General features: G+C 44.5%; 21 protein-coding genes, 1 pseudogene and 1 riboswitch. Of the genes and pseudogenes, 18 read left to right on the top strand and 4 right to left on the bottom strand.

Translation table 11 applies throughout. The features are described from left to right. The first annotated feature begins 51 nt into the window (after positions 1-51). From DHBDCA_RS05450 to DHBDCA_RS05435, 4 genes are read left to right on the top strand one after another with little or no spacing between them, the layout of a single operon-like run. Complete coding sequence (locus DHBDCA_RS05450) at positions 52-612, top strand: UbiX family flavin prenyltransferase (RefSeq protein ID WP_015043188.1); 561 nt, start codon at positions 52-54, stop codon at positions 610-612. Then, entirely contained in the window at positions 609-968 is a 360-nt protein-coding gene (locus DHBDCA_RS05445; protein WP_015043187.1) for a prenylated flavin chaperone LpdD, read from the top strand. The genes DHBDCA_RS05450 and DHBDCA_RS05445 overlap by 4 nt, the downstream gene beginning before the upstream one ends. Positions 969-1007: 39 nt before the next feature. Then, positions 1008-2462: an amino acid permease gene (locus tag DHBDCA_RS05440; RefSeq protein WP_015043186.1), complete on the top strand. Its 1455-nt coding sequence runs from the start codon at positions 1008-1010 to the stop codon at positions 2460-2462. Positions 2463-2469: 7 nt separating this feature from the next. Then, positions 2470-3747, top strand: a complete 1278-nt coding sequence (locus DHBDCA_RS05435) for a DUF2284 domain-containing protein (RefSeq protein ID WP_015043185.1) — start codon at positions 2470-2472, stop codon at positions 3745-3747. Between the two features lie 6 nt (positions 3748-3753). Here the strand turns inward: DHBDCA_RS05435 and DHBDCA_RS05430 are convergent, their stop codons facing one another. Beyond that, complete coding sequence (locus DHBDCA_RS05430) at positions 3754-4131, bottom strand: hypothetical protein (RefSeq protein ID WP_015043184.1); 378 nt, start codon at positions 4129-4131, stop codon at positions 3754-3756. Positions 4132-4469: 338 nt separating this feature from the next. Next, positions 4470-4670, top strand: a riboswitch (cobalamin riboswitch). A 94-nt stretch (positions 4671-4764) separates the two neighbouring features. On the opposite strand from DHBDCA_RS05430, the gene DHBDCA_RS05425 reads away from it, so the two are divergent. The 9 genes from DHBDCA_RS05425 to DHBDCA_RS05385 all read left to right on the top strand — a co-directional run bounded on the left by DHBDCA_RS05425 (position 4765) and on the right by DHBDCA_RS05385 (position 13680). Beyond that, on the top strand, positions 4765-5808 hold the full coding sequence (locus DHBDCA_RS05425) for a zinc-dependent dehydrogenase (RefSeq protein WP_015043183.1): 1044 nt from the start codon (positions 4765-4767) through the stop codon (positions 5806-5808). 85 nt (positions 5809-5893) lie between these two features. Then, the gene (gene trpD / locus DHBDCA_RS05420) at positions 5894-7018 is read left to right on the top strand and encodes an anthranilate phosphoribosyltransferase (RefSeq protein ID WP_242824976.1); all 1125 of its coding nucleotides are present in this window, start codon (positions 5894-5896) and stop codon (positions 7016-7018) included. Further along, positions 7018-7233: a hypothetical protein gene (locus DHBDCA_RS05415; RefSeq protein WP_015043181.1), complete on the top strand. Its 216-nt coding sequence runs from the start codon at positions 7018-7020 to the stop codon at positions 7231-7233. The genes trpD and DHBDCA_RS05415 overlap by 1 nt, the downstream gene beginning before the upstream one ends. Positions 7234-7435: 202 nt before the next feature. After that, on the top strand, positions 7436-8299 hold the full coding sequence (gene fdhD, locus DHBDCA_RS05410; RefSeq protein ID WP_015043180.1) for a formate dehydrogenase accessory sulfurtransferase FdhD: 864 nt from the start codon (positions 7436-7438) through the stop codon (positions 8297-8299). A 133-nt stretch (positions 8300-8432) separates the two neighbouring features. Further along, positions 8433-8798, top strand: a complete 366-nt coding sequence (locus DHBDCA_RS15700) for an iron-containing alcohol dehydrogenase (protein WP_343217392.1) — start codon at positions 8433-8435, stop codon at positions 8796-8798. Next, complete coding sequence (locus DHBDCA_RS15695; RefSeq protein WP_015043178.1) at positions 8764-9126, top strand: iron-containing alcohol dehydrogenase; 363 nt, start codon at positions 8764-8766, stop codon at positions 9124-9126. The genes DHBDCA_RS15700 and DHBDCA_RS15695 overlap by 35 nt, the downstream gene beginning before the upstream one ends. Further along, a complete protein-coding gene (locus tag DHBDCA_RS05395) occupies positions 9098-10582 on the top strand; it encodes a sensor domain-containing diguanylate cyclase/phosphohydrolase (protein ID WP_015043177.1) in 1485 nt (494 codons plus the stop codon). Before DHBDCA_RS15695 ends, DHBDCA_RS05395 begins: the two co-directional genes overlap by 29 nt. Before the next feature lie 180 nt (positions 10583-10762). Next, entirely contained in the window at positions 10763-12325 is a 1563-nt protein-coding gene (hcp, locus tag DHBDCA_RS05390) for a hydroxylamine reductase (protein WP_015043175.1), read from the top strand. A gap of 221 nt (positions 12326-12546) precedes the next feature. Continuing rightward, complete coding sequence (locus DHBDCA_RS05385) at positions 12547-13680, top strand: GGDEF domain-containing protein (protein ID WP_015043174.1); 1134 nt, start codon at positions 12547-12549, stop codon at positions 13678-13680. Between the two features lie 497 nt (positions 13681-14177). Here the strand turns inward: DHBDCA_RS05385 and hpt are convergent, their stop codons facing one another. The 3 genes from hpt to lgt all read right to left on the bottom strand — a co-directional run bounded on the left by hpt (position 14178) and on the right by lgt (position 16499). Further along, positions 14178-14711, bottom strand: coding sequence for a hypoxanthine phosphoribosyltransferase (gene hpt, locus DHBDCA_RS05380; RefSeq protein WP_015043172.1), 534 nt, complete (start codon positions 14709-14711; stop codon positions 14178-14180). Continuing rightward, positions 14708-15646, bottom strand: a complete 939-nt coding sequence (locus DHBDCA_RS05375; RefSeq protein WP_242824975.1) for a cytidylate kinase family protein — start codon at positions 15644-15646, stop codon at positions 14708-14710. Before DHBDCA_RS05375 ends, hpt begins: the two co-directional genes overlap by 4 nt. A gap of 82 nt (positions 15647-15728) precedes the next feature. Then, positions 15729-16499, bottom strand: a complete 771-nt coding sequence (lgt, locus tag DHBDCA_RS05370; protein ID WP_015043170.1) for a prolipoprotein diacylglyceryl transferase — start codon at positions 16497-16499, stop codon at positions 15729-15731. A gap of 201 nt (positions 16500-16700) precedes the next feature. Between lgt and DHBDCA_RS05365 the strand changes: the two genes are divergently transcribed. The 5 genes and pseudogenes from DHBDCA_RS05365 to DHBDCA_RS05345 all read left to right on the top strand — a co-directional run bounded on the left by DHBDCA_RS05365 (position 16701) and on the right by DHBDCA_RS05345 (position 22217). After that, positions 16701-17390, top strand: coding sequence for a YegS/Rv2252/BmrU family lipid kinase (locus tag DHBDCA_RS05365; RefSeq protein WP_015043169.1), 690 nt, complete (start codon positions 16701-16703; stop codon positions 17388-17390). Continuing rightward, positions 17354-17629: a hypothetical protein gene (locus DHBDCA_RS15690; RefSeq protein WP_015043168.1), complete on the top strand. Its 276-nt coding sequence runs from the start codon at positions 17354-17356 to the stop codon at positions 17627-17629. Before DHBDCA_RS05365 ends, DHBDCA_RS15690 begins: the two co-directional genes overlap by 37 nt. 134 nt (positions 17630-17763) lie before the next feature. Further along, positions 17764-18039 (top strand): GlsB/YeaQ/YmgE family stress response membrane protein, encoded by a 276-nt coding sequence (locus tag DHBDCA_RS05360; protein WP_015043167.1) that lies wholly within the window; start codon positions 17764-17766, stop codon positions 18037-18039. 588 nt (positions 18040-18627) lie between these two features. Further along, positions 18628-21159, top strand: a pseudogene (locus tag DHBDCA_RS15550) (AMP-binding protein). Between the two features lie 323 nt (positions 21160-21482). Further along, complete coding sequence (locus DHBDCA_RS05345) at positions 21483-22217, top strand: GGDEF domain-containing protein (protein ID WP_242824974.1); 735 nt, start codon at positions 21483-21485, stop codon at positions 22215-22217. The last annotated feature ends 15 nt before the right edge of the window (positions 22218-22232 follow it).

The following is a 22232-nucleotide window of genomic DNA, read 5'->3' as shown; positions in this document are numbered from 1 at the left end:
AGGCGACAAAGACAAAGACAAGGATAAGGATAAGGTAAGGATTGATAAGTAATGAAGATTCTTGTTGCTCTGACAGGTGCCACCGGGGTGATCTATGGCGTGCGTCTGTTGGAAGTCCTCAAAGAGACAGAGCATCATGTTTCGCTGATCATGAGCGGGTGGGCAAAAGAAACGCTCTCGCTGGAAACGGATTATGCTGTGGGTTACGTCCAATCTTTAGCAGACAAAGTATACGACCATAACGACTTAGCTGCCGCCGTTGCCAGCGGTTCTTACGGGATCGAGGCGACCATTGTCGCACCTTGCAGTATGAAGACTCTGTCCGGGATTGCGAATGGCTACAGCGATAATCTGATTGTCCGCGCTTCCGACGTGGCCTTGAAAGAGCGGCGTCCTCTCTTATTGATGGTCAGAGAGACACCGCTTTCGTCCATTCATCTGAAAAATATGACGACCGTAACAGAAGCTGGCGGCATACTCATCCCGCCTATACCGGCTTTTTACCACCGGCCCAAAACCATTGACGATATTGTAAATCAAAGTGTCGGCAAGGTATTGGATTTGTTGAAGATTCCGCACAATCTCTACGAAAGATGGCGAAGTGACCAATGAAAATAGCGATCGGCCAAGATAAGCTCGCCCTGTCCTACGAGATATCCGTCATTGGACACGACATTCTGATTAGCGTTACCGGAGGGAGACAGCATATCGGCAGCGTTGCGGTCGGGAACTGCGGGACGGTGACAACGTATACGGCAGAAGGTCATCGTGATGATGCCCTGGCGGAACCGCTGGCGCAGGAAGTGTCCAGGGTTTTGCAATGCGTTTGTTTGGTGTCCGCCGGATTTCACCAAGACAATCTTACTAAGGAAGAAATTGCAATGGTGCTGAAAAATCATCAGCAAGGGATGCAAGCGGTGATGAAGTATTTGAAAGAAACGGAATGTTTTTTTGATTCTGAGAAATAATAATGGAAGGTAAAAACCTTCGTTATGGAGAACAGAATCATGGAAAATAAACATCAGGGATTATCTGCCTGGCAGCTTACGATGATGGCTTTAGGAACAGTCATCGGGGGTTCTTTTTTTCTAGGTTCATCGGTAGCGATTAATGCCGCGGGACCTTCCATTATCCTATCCTTTATTCTGGGAGGCGTCATCGTTTATTTTATTCTTTTTGCTTTGTCGGAGATGACGGTTGCAAATCCGGATATAGGTTCCTTTCGTACCTTCGCAGCCCAAGCTTTTGGCAGAGGAACCGGTTTTGTAGTTGGCTGGGTATACTGGGCTGGGATGGTTTTGGCAATGTCCAGTGAGGCTACTGCTGTATCAATCCTAATGCGCGAATGGGTTCCCAATATATCGATTGCCTGGCTGGGAAGCTTTATTATTATAGGCATCACACTTCTGAATTTACTGGGAGCCGATAAATTAAGCAAGCTTGAGAGCGGCCTTGCTGCCGTAAAGCTGCTGGCGCTGGCCTCATTCATCCTTATTGCCTTACTTTTAATTCTGGGATTATTTCCGGCTGTCTCAAGCATTGGTATCGGAGAATTAGTCAGGGAACCTTTGATGCCAACGGGAATTAAAGGGATCGCAGGGAGTATGCTTATCGTCATCTTTTCCTATGCCGGTTTTGAAATCATCGGACTGGCTGCTTCGGAAGCCAACAATCCAATCAAAACGATTCCGAAGGCAATTTCTCATACAGTATTAATTCTGCTGGCATTTTATATCATCTCTATTGCTGTGCTGCTTCCGTTGATCCCCACTTCCAGCCTGAGTGAAAAATTCAGTCCCATGGTAGCGGCGCTTGATCGCTGGGGAATCGGCTGGGCAGGCAGCGTTATCAATTTTGTACTCATTACAGCGATCCTTTCTACAATGCTGGCAGCGATGTTCGGATTGGGCAGAATGATGCGCTCTCTTGCCGAAGAAGGCCAGGCGCCCAGATGGCTTAAGGACCGGGGAAATGTTCCGCATCGGGGGATCCTGATTTCGGGTTTAGCCATGCTTGCGGGATTGGGTATTGGTCTTTTGCTCCCGAGCGTGTACTTGTTTTTAATAAGTTCGGGCGGATTTGCTTTGTTATTTACCTATGCGGTCATTATGGCAACGCACTTACGCTTTCGGAAGAAATATGGGTGCCCGCCCTCAGGCAAGTGTCAGATGCCTGGCTATCCGTATTCTACCTGGATCGTATTTTTAAGCCTCATCTTGATCATCATCAGTATGCCATTTATCTCCGGGCAGGGAACTGGCCTCATTGCCGGGATCATTATGATCGCGTTATTCTCTGTTATTTATATGTTCTTGACCAGGGTTCATATTTTACAAACTGATCGGTCACAAAATAAACGTTTGACCGGAGATCTTTATAAGACGAAACTGACTGCAGAATTTTCCGAAGCGTTGATCGATAAAAATAATTGCCAGAAAAAAGAAAAACCAGATAAAGGATAACAATAGGATGAATAAATTTGATTACCAGAACGACAACTATGACTTTTTATTGCAAATCAAAGCGGAACAGGATGCAGCGGAAATCCTTCACAAGGCGATGGATTGTGAACTTTTTACCGCAATTGAAGAAGGGAGATCTTTTAGTGATCTGGCGAACGGTCTTCATCTTGATGACCAAGGGACACACCTTTTTCTCGGCGTCCTAGAGAAGATGGGTTTAATCATCAGGAAAGAAGGATATTTGTCTAATACCCCCGTAAGTACGAAATACCTATCAAAGACAAGTTCTTTTTATAGCCTGGATGCATTAATAAACGGCGAATTCAGCGGAATGTTTATCGCCGAAAAACTTATGCCGATATTGGAATATTTCAAAGGAAATGTCTGCATTGAAAGGTTTTTATCGGATGAAATATCTTCATCAATCCGGAATTTTCTAATGAAACAATGTACCGAGATTTCTTTTGATGTCCATTTGCCCTATGATCTGGTCATAACAGGCGGAAATTATGAAAAATGCGCGCAAACCATCACCGATGATGCAGTGATTGCCGTCATTGGTACTTATGCCGAAGAATCTTCTCTACCAACGGCAATTCGCTCGTATCAAGCTTACCTCAAAAAAGATAGTTCCATGTTTTCGGTTAACGCCCTAGCGGCAAAGGATGTTACTGCATTCTTTGAGAGAAAGCAGATGATGCAAACACCTTTATTACAACTTACCAGGGATATTTCGGTGATTTTTGCATCCAAGAATAAGAACAAATTACAGGAACTTGCGATATCAGCTGAAGCACAGCTTCGTGCAAAGTTAAAAAGGCTGCCGGTCCAGTCTGTCACGCTGATTCATCCTCAGGATGTTGTTACGGCCCATTGGGCAAAAGATCATTGCCGCTACGGATGCTCCAGTTATGGGGAAAAATGCTGTCCCCCAAACAGCCCTTCCTATGAGGAAACAAGCGTAAAATTAGACGGCTATACTAAAGCTTTTCTGATTGAAGGCCAGCCGCCGACCCGCATGTTTCAACGTGTCATGCTGGATGCTGAGAAGGCCGCTTTTAAGCAGGGATTTTATAAAGCTTTTGCTTTTTGGGCGGGACCATGCCATCTTTGCAGCGAGTGCAAACAGCCTGCACCGCCAAAAAAATGTACGGCTACGCGCCCTTCTATGGAGAGCGCCGGTATGGATGTTTTTGCCACGGTTGCCAAACAAGGCTTTACAATGCGGACCTTAAAAGACAAAAATGAATTTGTCAAATACTTTGGATTATTGCTTCTGGAATAGATTAGCTTAACGGCAAGCCTCCAGTTCCTGAACCTTATTTGAGAACCAGGCCGTGTGCAGATCTTCATCAATGAGATTGGCCCACAGGACAGAAAATAACTCATGATCTTTTCCGATTTTCAAAATCAAGTCTTTATAATCACTCATTGCTTTCCTCTCCAGAAGAATATCGGCTTTTAACAGGGGGACAATTCCAAACGCAGCCGTAATATTCCCGGCTGTTTTTCCCAGAAGCGGGGAAACAATATCCCCAAAAATGGTCGGTTCGCTACCATATTTTCGTATTTGGGCAGCAATATTATCGACATGCTGCTGTTCAATATAAGATGATCGTTCCAATACTTTGCTGATATAGATATCTTCGACCAATTTACTTTGAGCCATATAAAGATCAACCTGGTTCAGTTCCAGGCTGTAAAACCAGTTGAGCTTGGCGATGATTCCGTCCGTATCCAGATTTTATTCCACCACCTGACTGACTCAATGTCTTGATGTTTGTACTGAAAGAAGTCTTTCATAAGTCTATTCTATTATTGATAAAATGCCTTGCAAATATACTGAAATCTGTTTGAATTGTCTACGCATGTACAGACGCTGATTCCACGATCGATATGAGCAGAACAATTGTTTTTAGCTCTCAGGATAACGGGGATATGCCTGTCGTAAGAATAGCATTACGAAGATTATTGCTTGACAATATCCTCCAGTACTGTTTATAATTTTAAAAAGAATTAATTCTAGGTGTCCCAAGTGTTTGTGAAGACATGGTACAAACTTGGGGAGAATAGGGAACCGGGTGAGATTCCCGGACGGACCCACCACTGTAACGTTGAGCTCCTATCAAACCACCCAGATAAAACGGGGAAGGGATAGGCAGGCAATGAGACGGAGTCAGGAGACCTGCCTTTAATTAATGTGGCCAAAAGATTTGGCCGGTGAGGAGACGGTAAATCCACGCCTATGATAGGGTGTGGGTTTTTTTATGTCGTGTGCCAAATTCGCATAACGGAGGTCGGGATGATGAAGGCTGCTCGCCTGGAGGAAATCCAAAAGATCAGAATAACGAATGTGGCCCAGCCAGAATGCAGGAAGGGGGATGTGCTGGTAAAAGTGATGGCCTGTGGGATCTGTCGGACTGATCTAAAAGCGTATCAGATTGGGCAACGTGATTTGCACCTGCCGCGGGTCCTTGGTCATGAAATCACCGGAGTAGTGGCCGAAACTGGAAGGGAAGTGACTTGTGTCAAGCCCGGAGATCGCGTTCAAGTTGCGCCCGGACTGCCCTGCGGGACATGCCGGTTTTGTCAGATGGGAATGCATCATCTTTGTGATGATATTAAAATCATGGGTTTCCATTATGACGGGGGATTCGCAGAATATGTATTGGTGCCAGAAAATGGGGTAAAGAACGGTGTCTTGAATAAGATACCGGAGACCCTGACCTTCTACGAAGCTGCCTTGACGGAGCCTCTGGCCTGCTGTGTGAATATGCAGGAAAGTGCTGGGATCGGGCTCGGAGATCAGGTTGTGATCTTCGGGGCAGGGCCGCTGGGGATCTTAAATGCCAAATTGGCGAGAAAAAGAGGCGCGGGCAGGATCATCCTTGTCGAAAAGAGAGAAGAAAGAATCGAGGCAGCCAAAAATGATTTTGATGAATGGATTAACCCTACCGGTGAAAATGCCGTCAGCAGAATCCTGACGTTGACGGAAGGAAAGGGTGCCGATTTAGCTATCCCCTGCTGCCCTGATCCTCAGACGATGGCTGATAGCCTGAACGTACTGGGGAAGAGAGGACGCTTTTGTTTCTTCAGCGGAATGGTCTTGAGCGAAAGTGTTCCGGCTATTGATTTGAATCTGATCCATTACAAAGAACTTTTCGTGTATGGCGCCTACGGCTGCTCGTCGCTGCACAACCGGGAAGCACTGGATTTGCTGGCTGCCGGCATGATCAAAGTAAACGATATGACAACATGTGCATTGCCTCTTTCCGACCTTGTCCAGGGGATCGAAAAGGTAGCAAAGAGGGAAGATACTAATACAATTATCGACTTAACATTATGAGAAAAAAATTCTAAAAATATAAAAACGTAAACTGCAAGCAAATGAATAGCGTTAAGATTCTAAACGAATAAAGAATAAAGGAGAAATGAGAAAAATGAGCGTGATGACCATGGATTTAAAAGAATTTGGAGCAGGAATTACCCAATTGATTGGCAAACAGAATTTATCCAGAGATAAGGCCAAAGCAATGTTTGTTCAGGTACTGACGAATCAGCAGCCGGATCTGCAGCAGGGTGCATTTTTGTCCGCGCTGACAGCGAAAGGAGAAACCGCTGAAGAGATCGCCGGAAGTTGGGAAGCTATTTATGAACTTGATACGGTGAAAGTGGTGCCTGATGTCCGCGGATGCCTTGTTGAAAACAGCGGTACGGGTATGGATACCGTTAAAACATTTAATATCAGTACTGCTGCAGCGATCATTGCTGCCGCCGCTGGGATCATGATGGCCAAACACGGATCCCGTGCGATTACCTCGTCCTGCGGAACAATTGACGTTTTGGAGGAAGTAGGCATCGATATGGAATGTACGCCGGATATTGTCAAGGGCAGTATCGAAAAGACCGGCATCGGAATTTTTAATGGCATGAGTCCGCAGGTTCATCCCAAAGCACTGGGACGGATTTTGTCGCAGATTGCATTCGGGACCACTTTAAACATAGCTGCTTCCCTGGCTAATCCCGCCGCCCCTCAATATGCTGTCCGAGGAGTGTATGACCGGGAATTGGTAGTGCCGGTTACCAAGGTTATGAAGGAGATAGGATTCAAACGTGCGCTGGTTGTCTTTGGGTCGGATCAAAATGGCCCCAAAGGGATGGATGAGGCTTCTACCTTGGGGGAAACGTATGTGGCTGAGTTAAAAGAGAGCGGCGAAATTGTTCAATACACACTTACCCCGGAAGAATTCGGAATCAGAAGACCTGATAAAAAGGAGTTAAGCCCTTCCGGGAATCGCAGGCAGGAAGCGCTGCGTCTGCTGTCCATCCTGTCCGGTAGAGGAACGGAGGCGTGTACGGATATTGTATGTCTGAATGCAGCCTTAATCCTCTATTTAATGGACAAAGCCCCAACGATTGCAGAGGGTGTCCGACTGGCCGGAGAAATCATTCAAAACGGCCAGGCAATCCGGAAGCTCAAGGAATGGGTCGGGGCCCAAAATACTGATCCGACTGCCGGATCAGGGAAACTCAATCAGCTTCTGGGGCAGATCTAATGATGAAACTCTACGCGTTAAAATGTGACCAGGGCTATCTCAAAAGGACAGAAACCGGCTGTCAATGTGTGGATCTGGAAAAAGCAACGGTCGTAACCGAAATAGGGCTGGATGCACTGGATAAGCTGGCGGAAAAAGCAGCCCAGGCAGGCTGCTGTAAGATATTTGTTATTGAGCTTCAGGTAACAGAAGGCAATTGTGTAAAGGGTTTTTGAAACTTCCGGCCGCAGATAAATAATTAGATCTTTCGTGGTGGGGGTATGGTTCGTTTGAATCATGCCCCATTAATTTCAGTAAATCTTATTTTGTGGTAAAATAGGGTGGGGCTTTCAGCCAGGAGATCGCTGCAGGTAAGAAAGACCAACTCCGATACTGTTGGAGGATACAAATGCAATATTGCTGCTTGGAGGGTAAATAATGAATGCTGCTGACGAAGGAATCGTCTACGAAGAATTTGAGGTAGTAGAAATCCAAAGAGAAAATGATGCCATTGTGATGAAAGAAGCGGTGAGAAAGGTTATCGCCGAAGTGTCCCTTAAAATGATAGTCAATGGACAGGAGCTAGTTTCCGTTCTCTGTCTGAACCGGCATCACGAGGAGTTGGCCCTGGGTTTTCTATATAATGAGGGTGTTATTGGTTCTTATGAAGATATCGAAAGCATCGAATACAATGAGAAAATGTTGGCAGTGCTGATTGAACTTAGAGAAGGAATCGTTATTGACAGACGCGAAAGTCTGAGAAGCATCACTTCCGGCTGTGGCAAGTGTTATACCTACATTAATCCGCTGAAAAAGACGCAGTACGCCGTCAGCACGAACAAATCCACTTTTTCCGCAGGAAATATCTTGACAATCATGGATAAGTTCATTGAGCAGTCTGAGATCTTTCATACGATTGGAGGCGTCCACAGTGTCTTATTTTACGTTGACGGATTTGAAGTGCTAAATGAAGACATTGGCCGGCACAACTGCTTCGATAAAATGACAGGAATACTGATGAAGGCAAACAAGATGGAGCTAGCCGCAAAAGGCATGGTTTTTATCAGCGGCAGACTTACTTCGGAAATGCTTATGAAAATGATCAGGCTTGGAGCACCCGTGGTAGTTTCCAAATCGACGCCCACAACAGCGACCATCAGGCTTGCCCGGGAATATAACATTACACTTCTTGGCTATGTCAGAGGAGGCAAAGGCACTGTTTATGCCTGCCCGGAAAGGCTGGCTGACACTCCGACAGCCGAATCTAAGGCCGCGCATATTTTGAAAAAATTTGTCGAATAGTAGGAATTTCTTAACTTATGTAGAAATAGTATACAAATCCTTTGAAATGACAGAATGTTTAAATTATTGAAATATTCTGATAAGGTAAAAATAGTTGAATTGTTCTAATTTGAGAAACTCTTTTTGGAAATAAATATGCATTACCGGCCTTGATGCAAGACGATTAGTTGGCCGGTATATCTCTCATTTTGGAACAAAAAAACCGATGATTGTTATGGACAATAGGATTCGTAATCAGAATTGGTATACGGAAACCCTTGAAACCATTAAAGTCCCCTATGTTGTTTTTGATGACGTTACTGAAAACCCCAAAGACTATGAAGCGATGTTGGGGAGCAAAGCCTTTCTGGACCGGGATTGTGATCTGATTATTGCTATCGGCGGCGGCAGTGTCATGGATTGCGCGAAGTGCATCAGCATACTGGTAGCCAACGGCGGAAATATTCTGGATTATGAAGGTGTCGATGAAGTCAAGATTTTTCAATTTGCCGCATGGTAAGTGCAACAGTATCCTGCTCGAGCATGTTATCGACATTAATTTTGATGCTGTACCTAACCGTTTCCGAAGGATTGCGGAGCAGTTGAATATTTTAGCTGATCTTAGTTCTGATCTAAATGTCAAAGAAAAAATTCTTAAACGGGTCAGATGCCTGCGTGAGAACTTAATGATTAATGCGACGGTAGAAATCGAACAAATTGACGAAAACCAGATGAACAAACTGGTTGAAAATGCAATGATTGATCCCTGTATGGTTACAAACCCCAAAAAACTCACGAAGCAAGAGGTTAAAGCAATTTATGAAAGAATATTACAATGCTTTCAATGAGAAAAAAATAACAAGGCAGGCCGTCATTGGTCTCGGGGAAAATTGGATCCGCAAAAATTACTATCCCGAGCTGCAGGAAAAGTTATTGGATCTTGAGCATATTAATATTCGGAACAAAGCTTTGATGGCCGCGATTCAGGACATTATGCTGGTCAGCGATTCAGATGGCCATATTTCGCCATTTACCGTCTCCAATAAAAAGGACGATCCTCTAACACGAGAGATCTTAAGGAATAACGAAATTGTTCAGAGAGTGCAGGAGGCAATTTATCAGGTTGTTCAGAAACGGGAGATGGTCACCTGTGATTTTAGGTTAAAGTATCAGGGACGGGACTACTATTTTGAATCACGAATTCACATCTCAGAGATTAATGAAATCTTAATACTGGTTCGGGATATGACTGAAAGAACCCTAATGGAAATGCAGTTAAGAGAGATGGTGGAAAGAGAAAGTCTGACAAAGCTATATAAACGGCACTGTTTAATCAACAAACTGGCAGAGTTCCATGGGAAGAACTTCGAAAAGCTTACTGTTTTGTTCTTTGATATTGATGGGTTAAAAATTATTAATGATACGTTCGGTCACCAAAAAGGGGATGAAGTGATTGTATCTGCAGCACGGATGATTACTGACCATTTCAGATTGATCGGGTACATCGCCCGTATTGGCGGAGACGAATTTTGCGTGATTGTCGAGGGCCTCTCCAGCCAGGAGATTGAGCAGCAGGTTGAACAGATGAATAAAATGCTGCATAAATACAATGAGCAAACAGATATATTGAAGATCTCGCTGTCTTCGGGCTATTCTTTCCATAAGGCAGGTATTGTCAATACGGATTGGATGTTTCAGGAAGCAAATAACAACATGTATCAAAATAAATTATTGAAGGAATCCAGCAACCGGAACGATTTGGTCAAGACCCTGATGAGAGCGCTTGAAGCGAAGGACTATATTACCGAGGGCCATGCGGAACGGATGGGTGAGCTTGCAACCCAAATGGGTGTAGCGCTGCGGCTGCCTCAAAGTAATCTCGACCGGATCAGGTTGCTTGCCAAATTTCACGATATCGGTAAAGTCGGAATTCCAGATAGGATCCTGTGTAAACCTTCCAAGCTGGACGAGGAGGAGTGGAAGGTCATGAAAACGCATTGCGGGATCGGGGAAAGAATTGCGGCCGAATCCTCAGAATTAAAGAGTATTGCACACCTGATTCTGAAGCACCATGAAAGATGGGACGGAAAAGGTTATCCTTTAGGATTGAAAGCAGGGGAGATACCGATCGAATGCAGGATTTTAAGTATTGTTGATACCTTTGATGCGATGACAAATGATCGGCCGTATCGTAAAGCACTGCCTGAAGCTGAAGCAATCAAGGAAATCGTATCATGTTCCCGGACGCAGTTTGATCCAAATTTGGTTTTCTTGTTCAAAGAGATTATTGAGAAATCATCATAAACATCAACGATGATTCCATGATTCAAAGAGAGAATATAACTGCGGATATGCGGATTAAAAATTATCAGAATATTAAGAAAATGGCATCTGATTTTTGTAACCTTGGATACCGATTTCTGGCAGTTTTTTACGTATGATTAAAAAATACGATTAAAAACAAAATATAGAGGAGGTAATTGTATGTCTCAAATGTTCTGTTTTCAATGTGAACAAACTGCCGGCGGAAAAGGATGCACGAACGCAGGGGTCTGCGGAAAGAAACCGGAAGTAGCTAATAAGCATGATGAACTCACTTGTGCCCTGATTGGATTGGCCAGAGCGGCATCCGGTCAGAAAACTGCACCGGAAACAGATGCTTTGGTGATGCAGAGCCTGTTTGCCACAGTGACTAATGTTAATTTTGATCCTCAAGATTTTGATGCCTTCATACAAAAGGTAACTGAAGAGAAAAACAAACTTGGCGGGGCGGAAGATTTTGCACCTGACGCTTTGTTCCATGGTGATCCGGATATCGTCTCGCTGCGTTCGACTCTCTTGTTAGGCATGCGCGGGATGGCGGCATATGCCTGGCATGCGTATGTTTTAGGTAAGCAGGATCCTCAAGTCACCGCCTGCTTTTATAAAGGATTGAAAGCTGTCGGGGAAGATCATTCCGTCGATGAATGGCTGGAGCTGCTGATGGAATTCGGCAAAACCAATCTTGCCTGCATGGCGCTGCTCGATGAAGCGAATACTTCGGCTTATGGGCATCCTGAGCCAACCAGGGTTACAACAACCATAGAAAAAGGCCCATTCATTGTGATCACCGGCCATGACCTGCTCGATCTGAAACAATTGCTGGAACAGACAGAAGGAAAAGGAATCAATATTTATACCCATGGTGAAATGCTCCCGGCTCACGCCTATCCTGAATTTAAAAAATATGTGCATCTGAAGGGCAATTTCGGAACGGCTTGGCAGAACCAGCAAAAGGAATTTGACAATATTCCGGCTCCGATCTTTTTTACGACGAACTGTCTGATGCCACCCAAAGCCAGTTACGCTGACAGGGTTTATACGACATCCGTCGTCGGTTATCCGGAAATGAAGCATATCCCGGATGTCAAAGTCAAGGACTTCTCACCCCTGATTAAGCAGGCGCTTGAACTTGGCGGCTACAGCGAAGATCAATACAGGACAGGGATCAACGGCGGAAATGAGCTGATGACAGGTTTTGCCCGGAATACTGTTCTCGGAGTTGCGGATAAAGTGATCGATGCCGTCAAGGGCGGAGCAATCAAGCATTTCTTCCTGGTTGGTGGCTGTGATGGTGCAAAGCCCGGCAGAAACTACTATACCGAGTTTGTGAAGCAGACGCCTATGGATACGGTCGTACTGACACTTGCCTGCGGAAAATACCGCTTTAATGACCTGAACATTGGAGAAATCGGGGGACTGCCGCGGCTGATGGATATGGGACAATGCAACGATGCCTATTCCGCTATCCAGGTTGCTGTTGCGCTGGCCCAGGCCTTTGAATGCGGCGTAAACGATCTGCCATTAACACTGGTGCTCTCCTGGTATGAACAAAAAGCGGTCTGCATTCTATTGACCCTTTTGGCCTTGGGCATAAAGAATATCTATATCGGACCATCCATTCCAGCTTTTTTCTCTTCCAATGTACTCAACGTTTTGGTTGAAAAATTCAATATCACACCGATCTCTACACCAGAGAATGATTTAACAGCCATTCTGGCTAAATAAAAGGGCTCACCGTCAATCCGAATGCTGCTGACACTATGTTGGCAGCATTTCATTTTGGGTGTTAATAGCCCCTTTTTTTTGCACATTTTGCATGACCTGCTGCGTTTCACATCCATGTTCGCTTGGACTACTAAATCACGTTACGTTACGTGAATTATTCCACAAAATTATGCTATAATGTTTTCATGCGTTGATCTTAGACATAAAGGCTGGTAAAAAGTATGCAGGTATTTTTACGGATTGATATTAATCTTGCTGCCCTGGTGTTGTTAGGGGTAGTATTTTTGATTGCTTACCAGAGTCTTGACCGGCAGGATAGTATCAATAAAAAATTTCTGACCACGTCTTTAGTCATTATGCTGGAGCTTGTTTTTGAAACGCTGACCTGCATGATCAACAGACGCCCTGAGTTATGGTTGATCCCGGTGTCGGAGCTGATGCATATATGTTTGTTTATTACGGCGCCGCTGTTAACCTATTCGTGGTACAAATTTAATTATAGCTGGACTGAACCAGACAGCACAATTTTTAAAACCAGGAAAATCCTGTATTTCATTCCGATTGTCATCAATACGGTACTGACCGTTTTATCGCCTATTTACGGTTTTATCTTCACTATAGACAGTGCGAATGTCTACCACCGGGGATCACTTTTTCTCGTTTCAGCCGTAATTACCTATTTCTATCTGATAATCAGTCTGATACAGATCCTTAAAAGAAAAGGGAAAATCATTAAACAGGAATGGATTCCTTTAATAGCATTTGGAATACTGCCGATTATCGGAGGGATACTCCAGTCCATGTTTTATGGTGTGCTTCTGATGTGGAGCTGTACGGCATTTTCCCTCGTGATTATTTATTATTTTCTGCAGCAAAGAATGGCTCATCTGGATAACTTGACCGGCGTATGGACGAGAGGATCTTTTGACTATTACATTTCCAGAAGGATCCACCATAAGGCCGATAACAAATTTGGGCTTATTTATGCCGACCTTGACGGACTGAAACAAATTAATGACCAATATGGGCATTCCGAAGGGGACAAAGCGATCCAGACTGCTGTTGGGCTAATAAGAAGTGTCCTAAGAAAAACAGACATTATTGCCAGGATGGGTGGCGATGAATTTGCGGTAATCATGGAATGTGACAGCAAAGAAGCTCTAGAGAAAACAATTGAGAGAATCAATGTGTCTTTTGAAGCGTATAATAAAACCTCCGAAAAGCGTTACAGGCTGGAAGGAAGCTTTGGGACTGACATCTTTGATATGAAATATGCCAGTATTGAGCAATTTCTGAACCATGTTGACAATCTGATGTACAGCCAAAAAAGAATAAAAAAAGCGGATTTGGGATGATCCGTGGGATTTGATTCCTTTTAGCAAGTAATTCTTTATGAGTTAAAGAAAAACCGTTATAATAGACTGAAAATTCGTAACATTTTATTAATTTTAGCCTAAATCACGATATTTGCAGGTTGACCAAAAGCCTGTATTTTATGTATGATAATAATAAGCTCCAAGGAATTCCTAAGATGGAATACCAGTGAAGCCTGAAAATGGAAACAAAACGTTATCATTGGACGATTAGGTCGGTGAACGAAAAGGTTCACTATATCTGGAGAGTTTCGAAGAAAAGAGTCTGCAACGGGATTGATAGAAATGAAGGTTTGGTTCAAGAAAATCTGTAAAAAGAGTTTTTAAGAGGCAAATTCTGAAATGAAATCAGACTGAAGTGGGTAATGAGTAAACGGAATATCTGTAGACGAAGGTCTTTTAAGGAAGATGGATAGCGGGAAACGAAATTGAGGGTAATACTGGGGATACATTGATAAAGGTTCGTTGGAGCTTCTTTTTTATTTTTCGCGTTTGTAGGCTGCGATATACGGAAGGTTTCGGTACTTTTCCTGGTAATCGAGGCCATACCCGACTACAAATTGGTCCGGCATAAGAAAACAGCAATAATCGATGTTAATGGTGAGGAGCCTTTCCGAGGGATTGTCCAGCAGGGTGCATATTTTTAGACTAGCCGGCTTCGCAGCTTCAAGGTGCTGGCAGATATAAGCAAGCGTAAGTCCGGTTCCGACCACATCTTCTACCAAAAGAACATGTTTGCCGGTGATCGAAAGGTCAAGATCTTTCGCAAATTTTACAATGCCAGTTTTATTCGTTTCATCAGGGAAGGCCCTGATCGACAGAAAATCAATGCTTAAGGGTATCGTCAGGTGCCGGGTCAGGTCAGCCAAAAAGTAAAACGATCCTTTTAGGACGCTGATCACAACCAGCTCCTTGCCCTGATAGTCGGTATCAATGATTCGCCCGGTTTCGGCGACTTTCCGTTGAATCTCCTCTGCGGTGAAAATGATCTTCCCGACAGCATTAGCGTTCATTGTGCAGATCCTTTCTTAATGCCGAATCTCTCCAAAAGGGAATAAAAATCATTTTTAAAGACAATGTTAATGTTGGTGCCGGGATAGAGCCGTTTGAGCAGCTTAACCTTTTTCTTTTTTTCTGAAGCATATTTTTGGTTCATCGTGGTCAGTTCAATGAACGTATTAAATCTGGGCAGGTAAAAATCAGGTGAAAACGCCATCGTAACATTGCCCTCTTCATCCCATTGAATCGGGAACGTACGAGGCTCGTACTCCCAGTCAAGGTGGTACATATCCAGGATTCCGGCAAATTCCTCTTCGGATGGATGCTTGAAAATAATCGGTTTTTTACCGTCCTGAGAAGGACATTCAGCTGCAGGGGAGTAAAGCTGCTTGTTTCTGGTATAGTACTCCAGAAGCGCAGCACCTTCTTCGATGCCGAAAAAATCTGTGTTCAGCGTAATACCGTAAAGAGAAGGATCAGACCAATCTCTATGATAAATGGTGGAAATATACCGTTTGTGCTTGCGGTCGGTCAGCTCCAGGAATCTTTCGGCATTGGAGCGGTCCAGACGGAGATTATGCATGACCCGGCCGGTTCGAACTTCATCTGAAGCTATGATTCTGACATGGATCGCTTCAGGATGGCGGGAGAAAATAATCTGAGCGCCGAGACCGAAGATGATAGCAGGCTGTTCAGAAATATAACTTTTTAATCTGTTTTCAATATGCTCGGCAAAGGTAAGGCCTTGAGAGGACAGATTCAAATAAAAGCCGGGGCTTTCTTTCAGCATATGTAGCTCATGCTTGTCGGCAATCTCCGGCAGCCATTGGTTCACAACAAAATCGTGTGTAATCAGAGGCAGATCCAATTTATTGGCGAGGAGCCCAGATATTTCTTTCCCCAGGCTTCCTGTTTGTCTGGAAATCGTAAGAAATACCAAATCAGTCACCCCCACAGCAGTAATGATATCGGTTCAGTCCTCAGATCATTATACCATATCAGGCCAATTAGCATCGGAACGCTGGGAATGACTAAACTGGTCTCTTTTTCCTAAGTTTTACAAAGAGAAGAACGGCCGAAAGCAAAATTGCTGCAATACTGATGACTTGGGCTATTTTAAATGGACCAAGCATCAGACTGTCGGTTCTGAGACTCTCAATAATAAAACGGCCTGCCGAGTACAGCAATAAGTAAAGCAAGAACATGATGCCGTGAGGTGTTGATTTCTTCTTGATCAGCCAGAACAAGAACAAAAAGATCAAAGTATCCCATAAAGACTCATATAAAAAAGTCGGATGGTAATATTGGCCGTCAATATACATGCCTTGCTGAATAAAATGCGGAAATTTACTGATAAAGGATTCACTAACCGGGCCGCCATGTGCTTCCTGATTAAGAAAGTTGCCCCATCTGCCAATCGCCTGGCCGATAACCAGACTTGGCGCGATAACATCGGCCACAGACCAGAATTTTAAATCCGGATCTCTGCGGGTAACCACTAAGACCGCCAGAAAACCGCCGATAATTCCGCCGTGAATGGCTAATCCGCCATGCCAGACAGCCGCGATTTCCGCCGGATGAGAGATGTAATAATGCAAATTGAACAGGACATAATACAGTCTTGCTCCGATCAGAGCAGCGGGAATCATAACAACCAGCAGATCAAAAAATTTGTCCGGGTCCAGCCTGCGATAGTTCGTATGATAGTTCGCGAGAATGAGTCCGGCACAAAACGCCAGAGCAATCAGTATACCGTACCAATGAACAGAAAAAGGACCAATTTCAAATGCAATAGGGTTCAAGAAAATCAACTCCCGTATTAATGAATACACTATCTTTCCGGAATTGTCCAGCAAAAATGCCCGATTGAACTCTTCCAGGAATCGTGTAGAAGCATTACTGGATATTTGCGAAAAGACCGATACCGTAGTATTGTGGTGTTATCAGGTAAGTTTAAGGTTATTCTATTACTCTTTGCTATGAATTGTTTTCAGGGGGTAGCAATGCAAATATTATTAATCTATAATCCGCTTGCCGGAAACGGCAGCTTTAATAATCACTTGGACAGCATTATTGAAGCTGTCCAAGATAAAGGCTATTATTTGGTCCCTTACAGGATCAGCACTACGGAAGCCCTGGAAAAAATGGTCTCCTCAGCGGATATCAACAGTTTCAACAGGATCTGGATTGCCGGGGGCGACGGGACGATCCACCAGGTCATCAATGTTCTTTTTTGTTATGATTGCCAGATCCCGGTTGGAATATATCCGGTAGGAACTGCTAATGACTTTGCCCGTTATTTTCATTTTCCGGAGCGGGTCAATGAAATGACGGAGATTCTGCTTCAGGATCATTTTACAGTTTGCGATATCGGGGTCGCCAATGGCCGCTATTTTTTAAATGTGGCCAGCCTGGGTTTTCTGATCGATGTCAGCCAAAAAACTCCCAAAAGAATCAAACAAAGTTTTGGGGCTCTCGCCTATTATTTAAAGGGTGTTGAAGAATTCGCCAATATGAAGCCGGTGAAAGTTAGTATTCGGAGCCGGGAAGCCAATCGCGACGATGAAGTGTATTTCATCTTGATTATGAATGGCAAATCGGCAGGCGGTTTTAAGAGGATAGCGCCGTTGGCTTCTATAGCGATGGTCTGCTTGATGTGTATATTTTTAAACCATGTCCAGTTCTCGAACTGATCCCGTTGGTTATCAAAGTGGCGAACGGTGAACATGCGGAGAGCCCATATGTAGACTACTTCCAGACGGCAGAGCTGACAATCAACTGTCGGGAATCGATTGGTACGGATTTAGACGGAGAAAAAGGGTTTGATTTTCCGTTAAGAGTCACTGTTGAGCCCGCCAAACTTAAAGTCATTACCAGAGAGAATCAAGAGGAAGGCTATCTGGATAAAACCGGTTTTGGCTTCTTAATTTAGATGTAAAAATTTCAATGCAAACGTTAATGAAAACATTCGTATTGAAGACAGGTCCGGGTAAATATTTTTATTTTGGGCAGATTAATGATGAAAACAAATTGCTTTAAAATATTTGATGAAAAGGAGGAATTGTCTTGAGTGTTATCGGCTGGATTATTTTAGGCGGCCTTGCGGGGTGGATTGCCAGCATGATTACAGGCCGTGATGCCAAAATGGGCGTTGGAATGAATATTGTTGTCGGGATCATCGGGGCGTTCATCGGTGGATGGATCGTCAACATTTTCGGAGGAATAGGGATCAATGGATTTAATATCTGGAGTTTCTTGGTTGCTCTCCTCGGTGCGGTGATCCTGTTGTCCATCGTCAATGCCTTAACGGGCAGGAAACATCACAATCAGTATCAGTCGTAAACGTTATCCCGGATTTTGATGGATGCCAGAAACGGCGGAGTAAATCTCCAGCCGTTTTTTATTTAGCAGCCAAATCAACCCAACACAACTGACTTAGCACAGTTCTGTCTCAGTGCATACTGATCCACAACACTTGACAAATATTCGAAAATTTGATAGCATTACCTAAAATTATATCATACAGTTTTATATTTAAAGGCTGTACCATGACAGTATAAAGCATTCGTCTTTAACAGAAATGCTAAGGGGTGAAGGCTTTTTTGGTATATCAGAAAAAGTCTAAGCACTTTCTGATATCTCTAGGTGCAGCTAGTACCATGTCAACCCTAAATCTATATATCCTGGCGGCAGATTTCTGTTAATACTGCGTTGTCTTGTCGCTCCTATGACATCCATGGCATCCGCGACATTTGTCCATCCGTGGACTTCAATCACCATACGCTCGGTATGCCTCAATCCTCCGCCTTGTCTTAAAAGAAATCTGCTCCCCATTATATTACAGTTTTAAGGTTGACAAGGTACTAGAGGTATGGCGCCGGTAAAGTTTTCTATAGTTTATAAGATATAAAATGCTAGGAGGAGATTATGTTGAAACTTGCGTTTTCAACCCTGGGTTGCCCGGATTTCAGCTGGACCGATATCTATTCCATGGCCAAGGACTTTGGCTTTGACGGCATTGAAATCCGTGGTCTGGGCAGTGAGATATTTGCAGTGCAGGCCCAGCCTTTTACTGAGTCTCAGTTGCCGCAAACCATAAAAAAGTTATCCGAACTCCGTATTCAAATTCCTTGTCTGTCTTCCGGCTGTTGTCTAAAGTATGCTGAGAAAGCGGAACAGAATCATCAGGAGATCGTTCAGTATATTGAATTAGCCTCCAAGCTAGGAACCCCGTATATCCGTATCCTTGCCGATATTGCACCACAGCCGGCTGGTGAAGTCGATGACAAGGTGGTGCTTGCTGCGTTGAACCGTCTGGTACCTCTGGCCGAAGAAAAAGGCGTCACCCTCCTGGTCGAAACCAACGGAGTCTATAGCGATACTACCCGCTTATGTCATCTGCTGGACCATGTAGCCAGTGACAATGTTGGTGCCTTGTGGGATATGCATCACCCTTACCGTTTTGCAGATGAGACACCTGGAAAGACTGTTCAGAACCTTGGTGCCTATATTAATATGTACATATCAAGGATTCCGTTTTAGAGAACGGCACCACCCGGTACCGCATGATGGGAGAAGGAGATTTACCCATCGATGAGATGATGCGAGCCCTGCATTCGATTAACTATGAAGGTTATGTTTCCCTGGAATGGGTCAAACGCTGGGCTGCGGACCTGGATGATGCCGGCGTTGTTTTCCCGAATTTTGCAGAATATATGAGCCGTTACACGGAAAAAACATCGGTGAAAGGTCATTTGTACGATAACAATGCCAAGACCGGAAAATATATCTGGCAAAAAGACACGCTGATTGACCTGACCTTCCCCCAGGTGCTTGACCGGATGGTGGATGAGTTCCCGGATCAGTATGCTTTCCGTTATACGACCATGGATTATACCCGTACGTATGAAGAATTCCGGGACGATGTTGACACATTTGCACGCGCCCTGATCGCGATGGGTGTCAGACCCGGGGACCATGTTGCGACCTGGGCCACCAACGTTCCGCAGTGGTACATTACCTTTTGGGCGGCGACCAAGATTGGCGCTGTGCTGGTAACCGTAAACACCGCGTATAAGATTTATGAGGCAGAATATCTGCTGCGCCAGTCGGATACACATACGCTGGTCATGATCGACGGATATAAGGACTCCGATTATGTCGGCATTATCAAGGAGCTTTGCCCCGAGTTGGAGACTGCCGAGGCCGGAAAGCCGCTGCATATCAAACGGCTGCCTTTCTTACGCAATATTGTCACGGTTGATTCCAGGCAGAACGGCTGTCTGACCTGGGAAGATGCGATTACCCTGGCTGACAAAGTCCCCGTTGAGGAAGTATACCGCCGTGCGCTTTCCCTTAACCGTCATGATGTCTGCAACATGCAGTATACCTCAGGAACCACAGGGTTCCCGAAAGGCGTTATGCTGACACACTATAATGTCGTGAATAACGGGAAAAATATCGGCGACTGCATGGATCTTTCCACAGCCGACCGCATGATGATTCATGTCCCGATGTTCCATTGCTTCGGGATGGTGCTGGCGATGACTGCGTCCATGACCCATGGGGTGACCATGTCCCCAATACCGGCGTTTTCGCCGAAGATATCGCTGGATTGCATCAACAGGGAAAAAATCACCGCCTTCCACGGTGTCCCGACCATGTTTATTGCGATGCTCGAGCATGAAGATTTTTCCGAAAACAGACTTCTCCTACATGCAGACCGGAATCATGGCAGGAAGCCCGTGTCCTGTGAAGGTTATGCAGGATGTCGTCGAGAAGATGAATATGAATGAAATCACCATTGTCTTCGGACAGACCGAATCTTCACCTGGCTGCACCCAGAGCCGTGTCGACGATTCCGTCGAACTGCGGGTTGCCACTGTAGGCCGTGCTTTGCCAGGTGTTGAGTGCAAGATCGTGGATCCGAAGACCGGGGAAGATCTTCCGGATAATGAGGACGGCGAATTTGTTGCCAGGGGCTACAATATCATGAAAGGCTATTATAAAATGCCCGAAGCCACCGCTGCGGCGATTGATGAGAACGGCTGGCTGCACACCGGCGACCTGGCCAGACGCGATGAGAACGGATACTATAAAATTACCGGACGTATCAAGGACATGATCATTCGCGGCGGGGAAAACATCTATCCGAAAGAAATCGAAGATTTTATTTATACCCATCCAAAGGTCAAGGACGTTCAGGTTATTGGTGTCCCTGACAAACAATATGGGGAAGAGATTATGGCCTGTGTCATACTGAAGGACGGTGTCGAACTGACCGCTGATGAGCTGAAGGATTTTGTCCGCACTCACATGGCCAAGCACAAAACACCGCGTTACATTGACTTTGTCGCAGAATTTCCGATGAATGCCGCAGGCAAAATTATGAAATATAAAATGCGCGAAAACGCGGTCGAAAAGTTGAACCTTCAGGCCGACAACAGTATTGAAACTGCCTAAGGTACTTCTAGGAAACCTTATTGTGTTTATCAAATGGCAAAAATTTTCTTTGGATGAATAGAAAATTATGGTATAATATTTGCGTAATTCGCAAAATGTGGTGAAACAGTTGGTCAGGAAGTTTGATTTGATCAAATATAAACCGCTGGAACGAAAATTCCTGCTCTTTAGGTGGGGACTGCTTATTGTCGCCCTGGCTGAGCTGATCCGTTTTCAGGGCTCTTTCACGGGCGTTGTTTTTTGTTGGTTTCTTTATTGCCCTTCTATATAATGCATTTATTTCCGTTTGTGTCTTCAGCAAGGACACCCGGGCCGAGAAACTGATGCGACTCAGCTTAGTGCTTGATATTCCTATTTGTACCCTGTTGATGGCAGGAAATGTTGAATTACTGAATATGCTCTTTTTTTCCTATTTCTTCTTTGTTTCTTTTCACGGCATGCGTTATGGGATTCCGGGTTTGATCATTGCTACGGCCGAAAGCGTAGCCTCTTTATTCATTACGTCATTCAAAATTTCGGATCTGTTTGTATCCGTGAATATCTATCTGTTCAGCCTTCTGCTCCTAGCCTTCGGTTTTATTATTGTATTTGAAGTCAACAGTTTGCTGAATATCAGCCAATATCAGTTCAGAAAGGCCAAAAATCAGGCGGCCAGAGATCCGCTGACGGGGCTTCCGAACCGCCTGCTGTTGGAAAAGAGTTTTCAGAAGGCTGTATCCAATTATCAGAGGACAGGGCAGCCTTTTTGCATTGCCATTTTTGATATTGATAATTTTAAAAAGATAAATGATCAGAAGGGACATGTCTTTGGCGACAAGGTTTTGCTGGTTTTAGCCCGTGTTTTAAAAACAAATGCCAGGGCCACTGATTTCATCTGCCGTTACGGCGGTGAGGAGTTTCTAATTATTCTTTATGGATGCGCACTGAAAGATGCCTGCCTAAAAGCGGATAAAATCAGGGAAGAATTTGCACTTAACAGTTATTTTGATAAGCCACTGACCGTGAGCGCCGGTGTCTGTCTCTATCCAAAAAGGATGCTCGCTGACCGAAAATATTGAGATTGCGGATAAAGC

This window comes from Dehalobacter sp. DCA (genome assembly GCF_000305775.1).
Lineage (GTDB): Bacteria > Bacillota > Desulfitobacteriia > Desulfitobacteriales > Syntrophobotulaceae > Dehalobacter > Dehalobacter alkaniphilus.
This window is presented reverse-complemented; position numbering and strand designations above follow the sequence as displayed.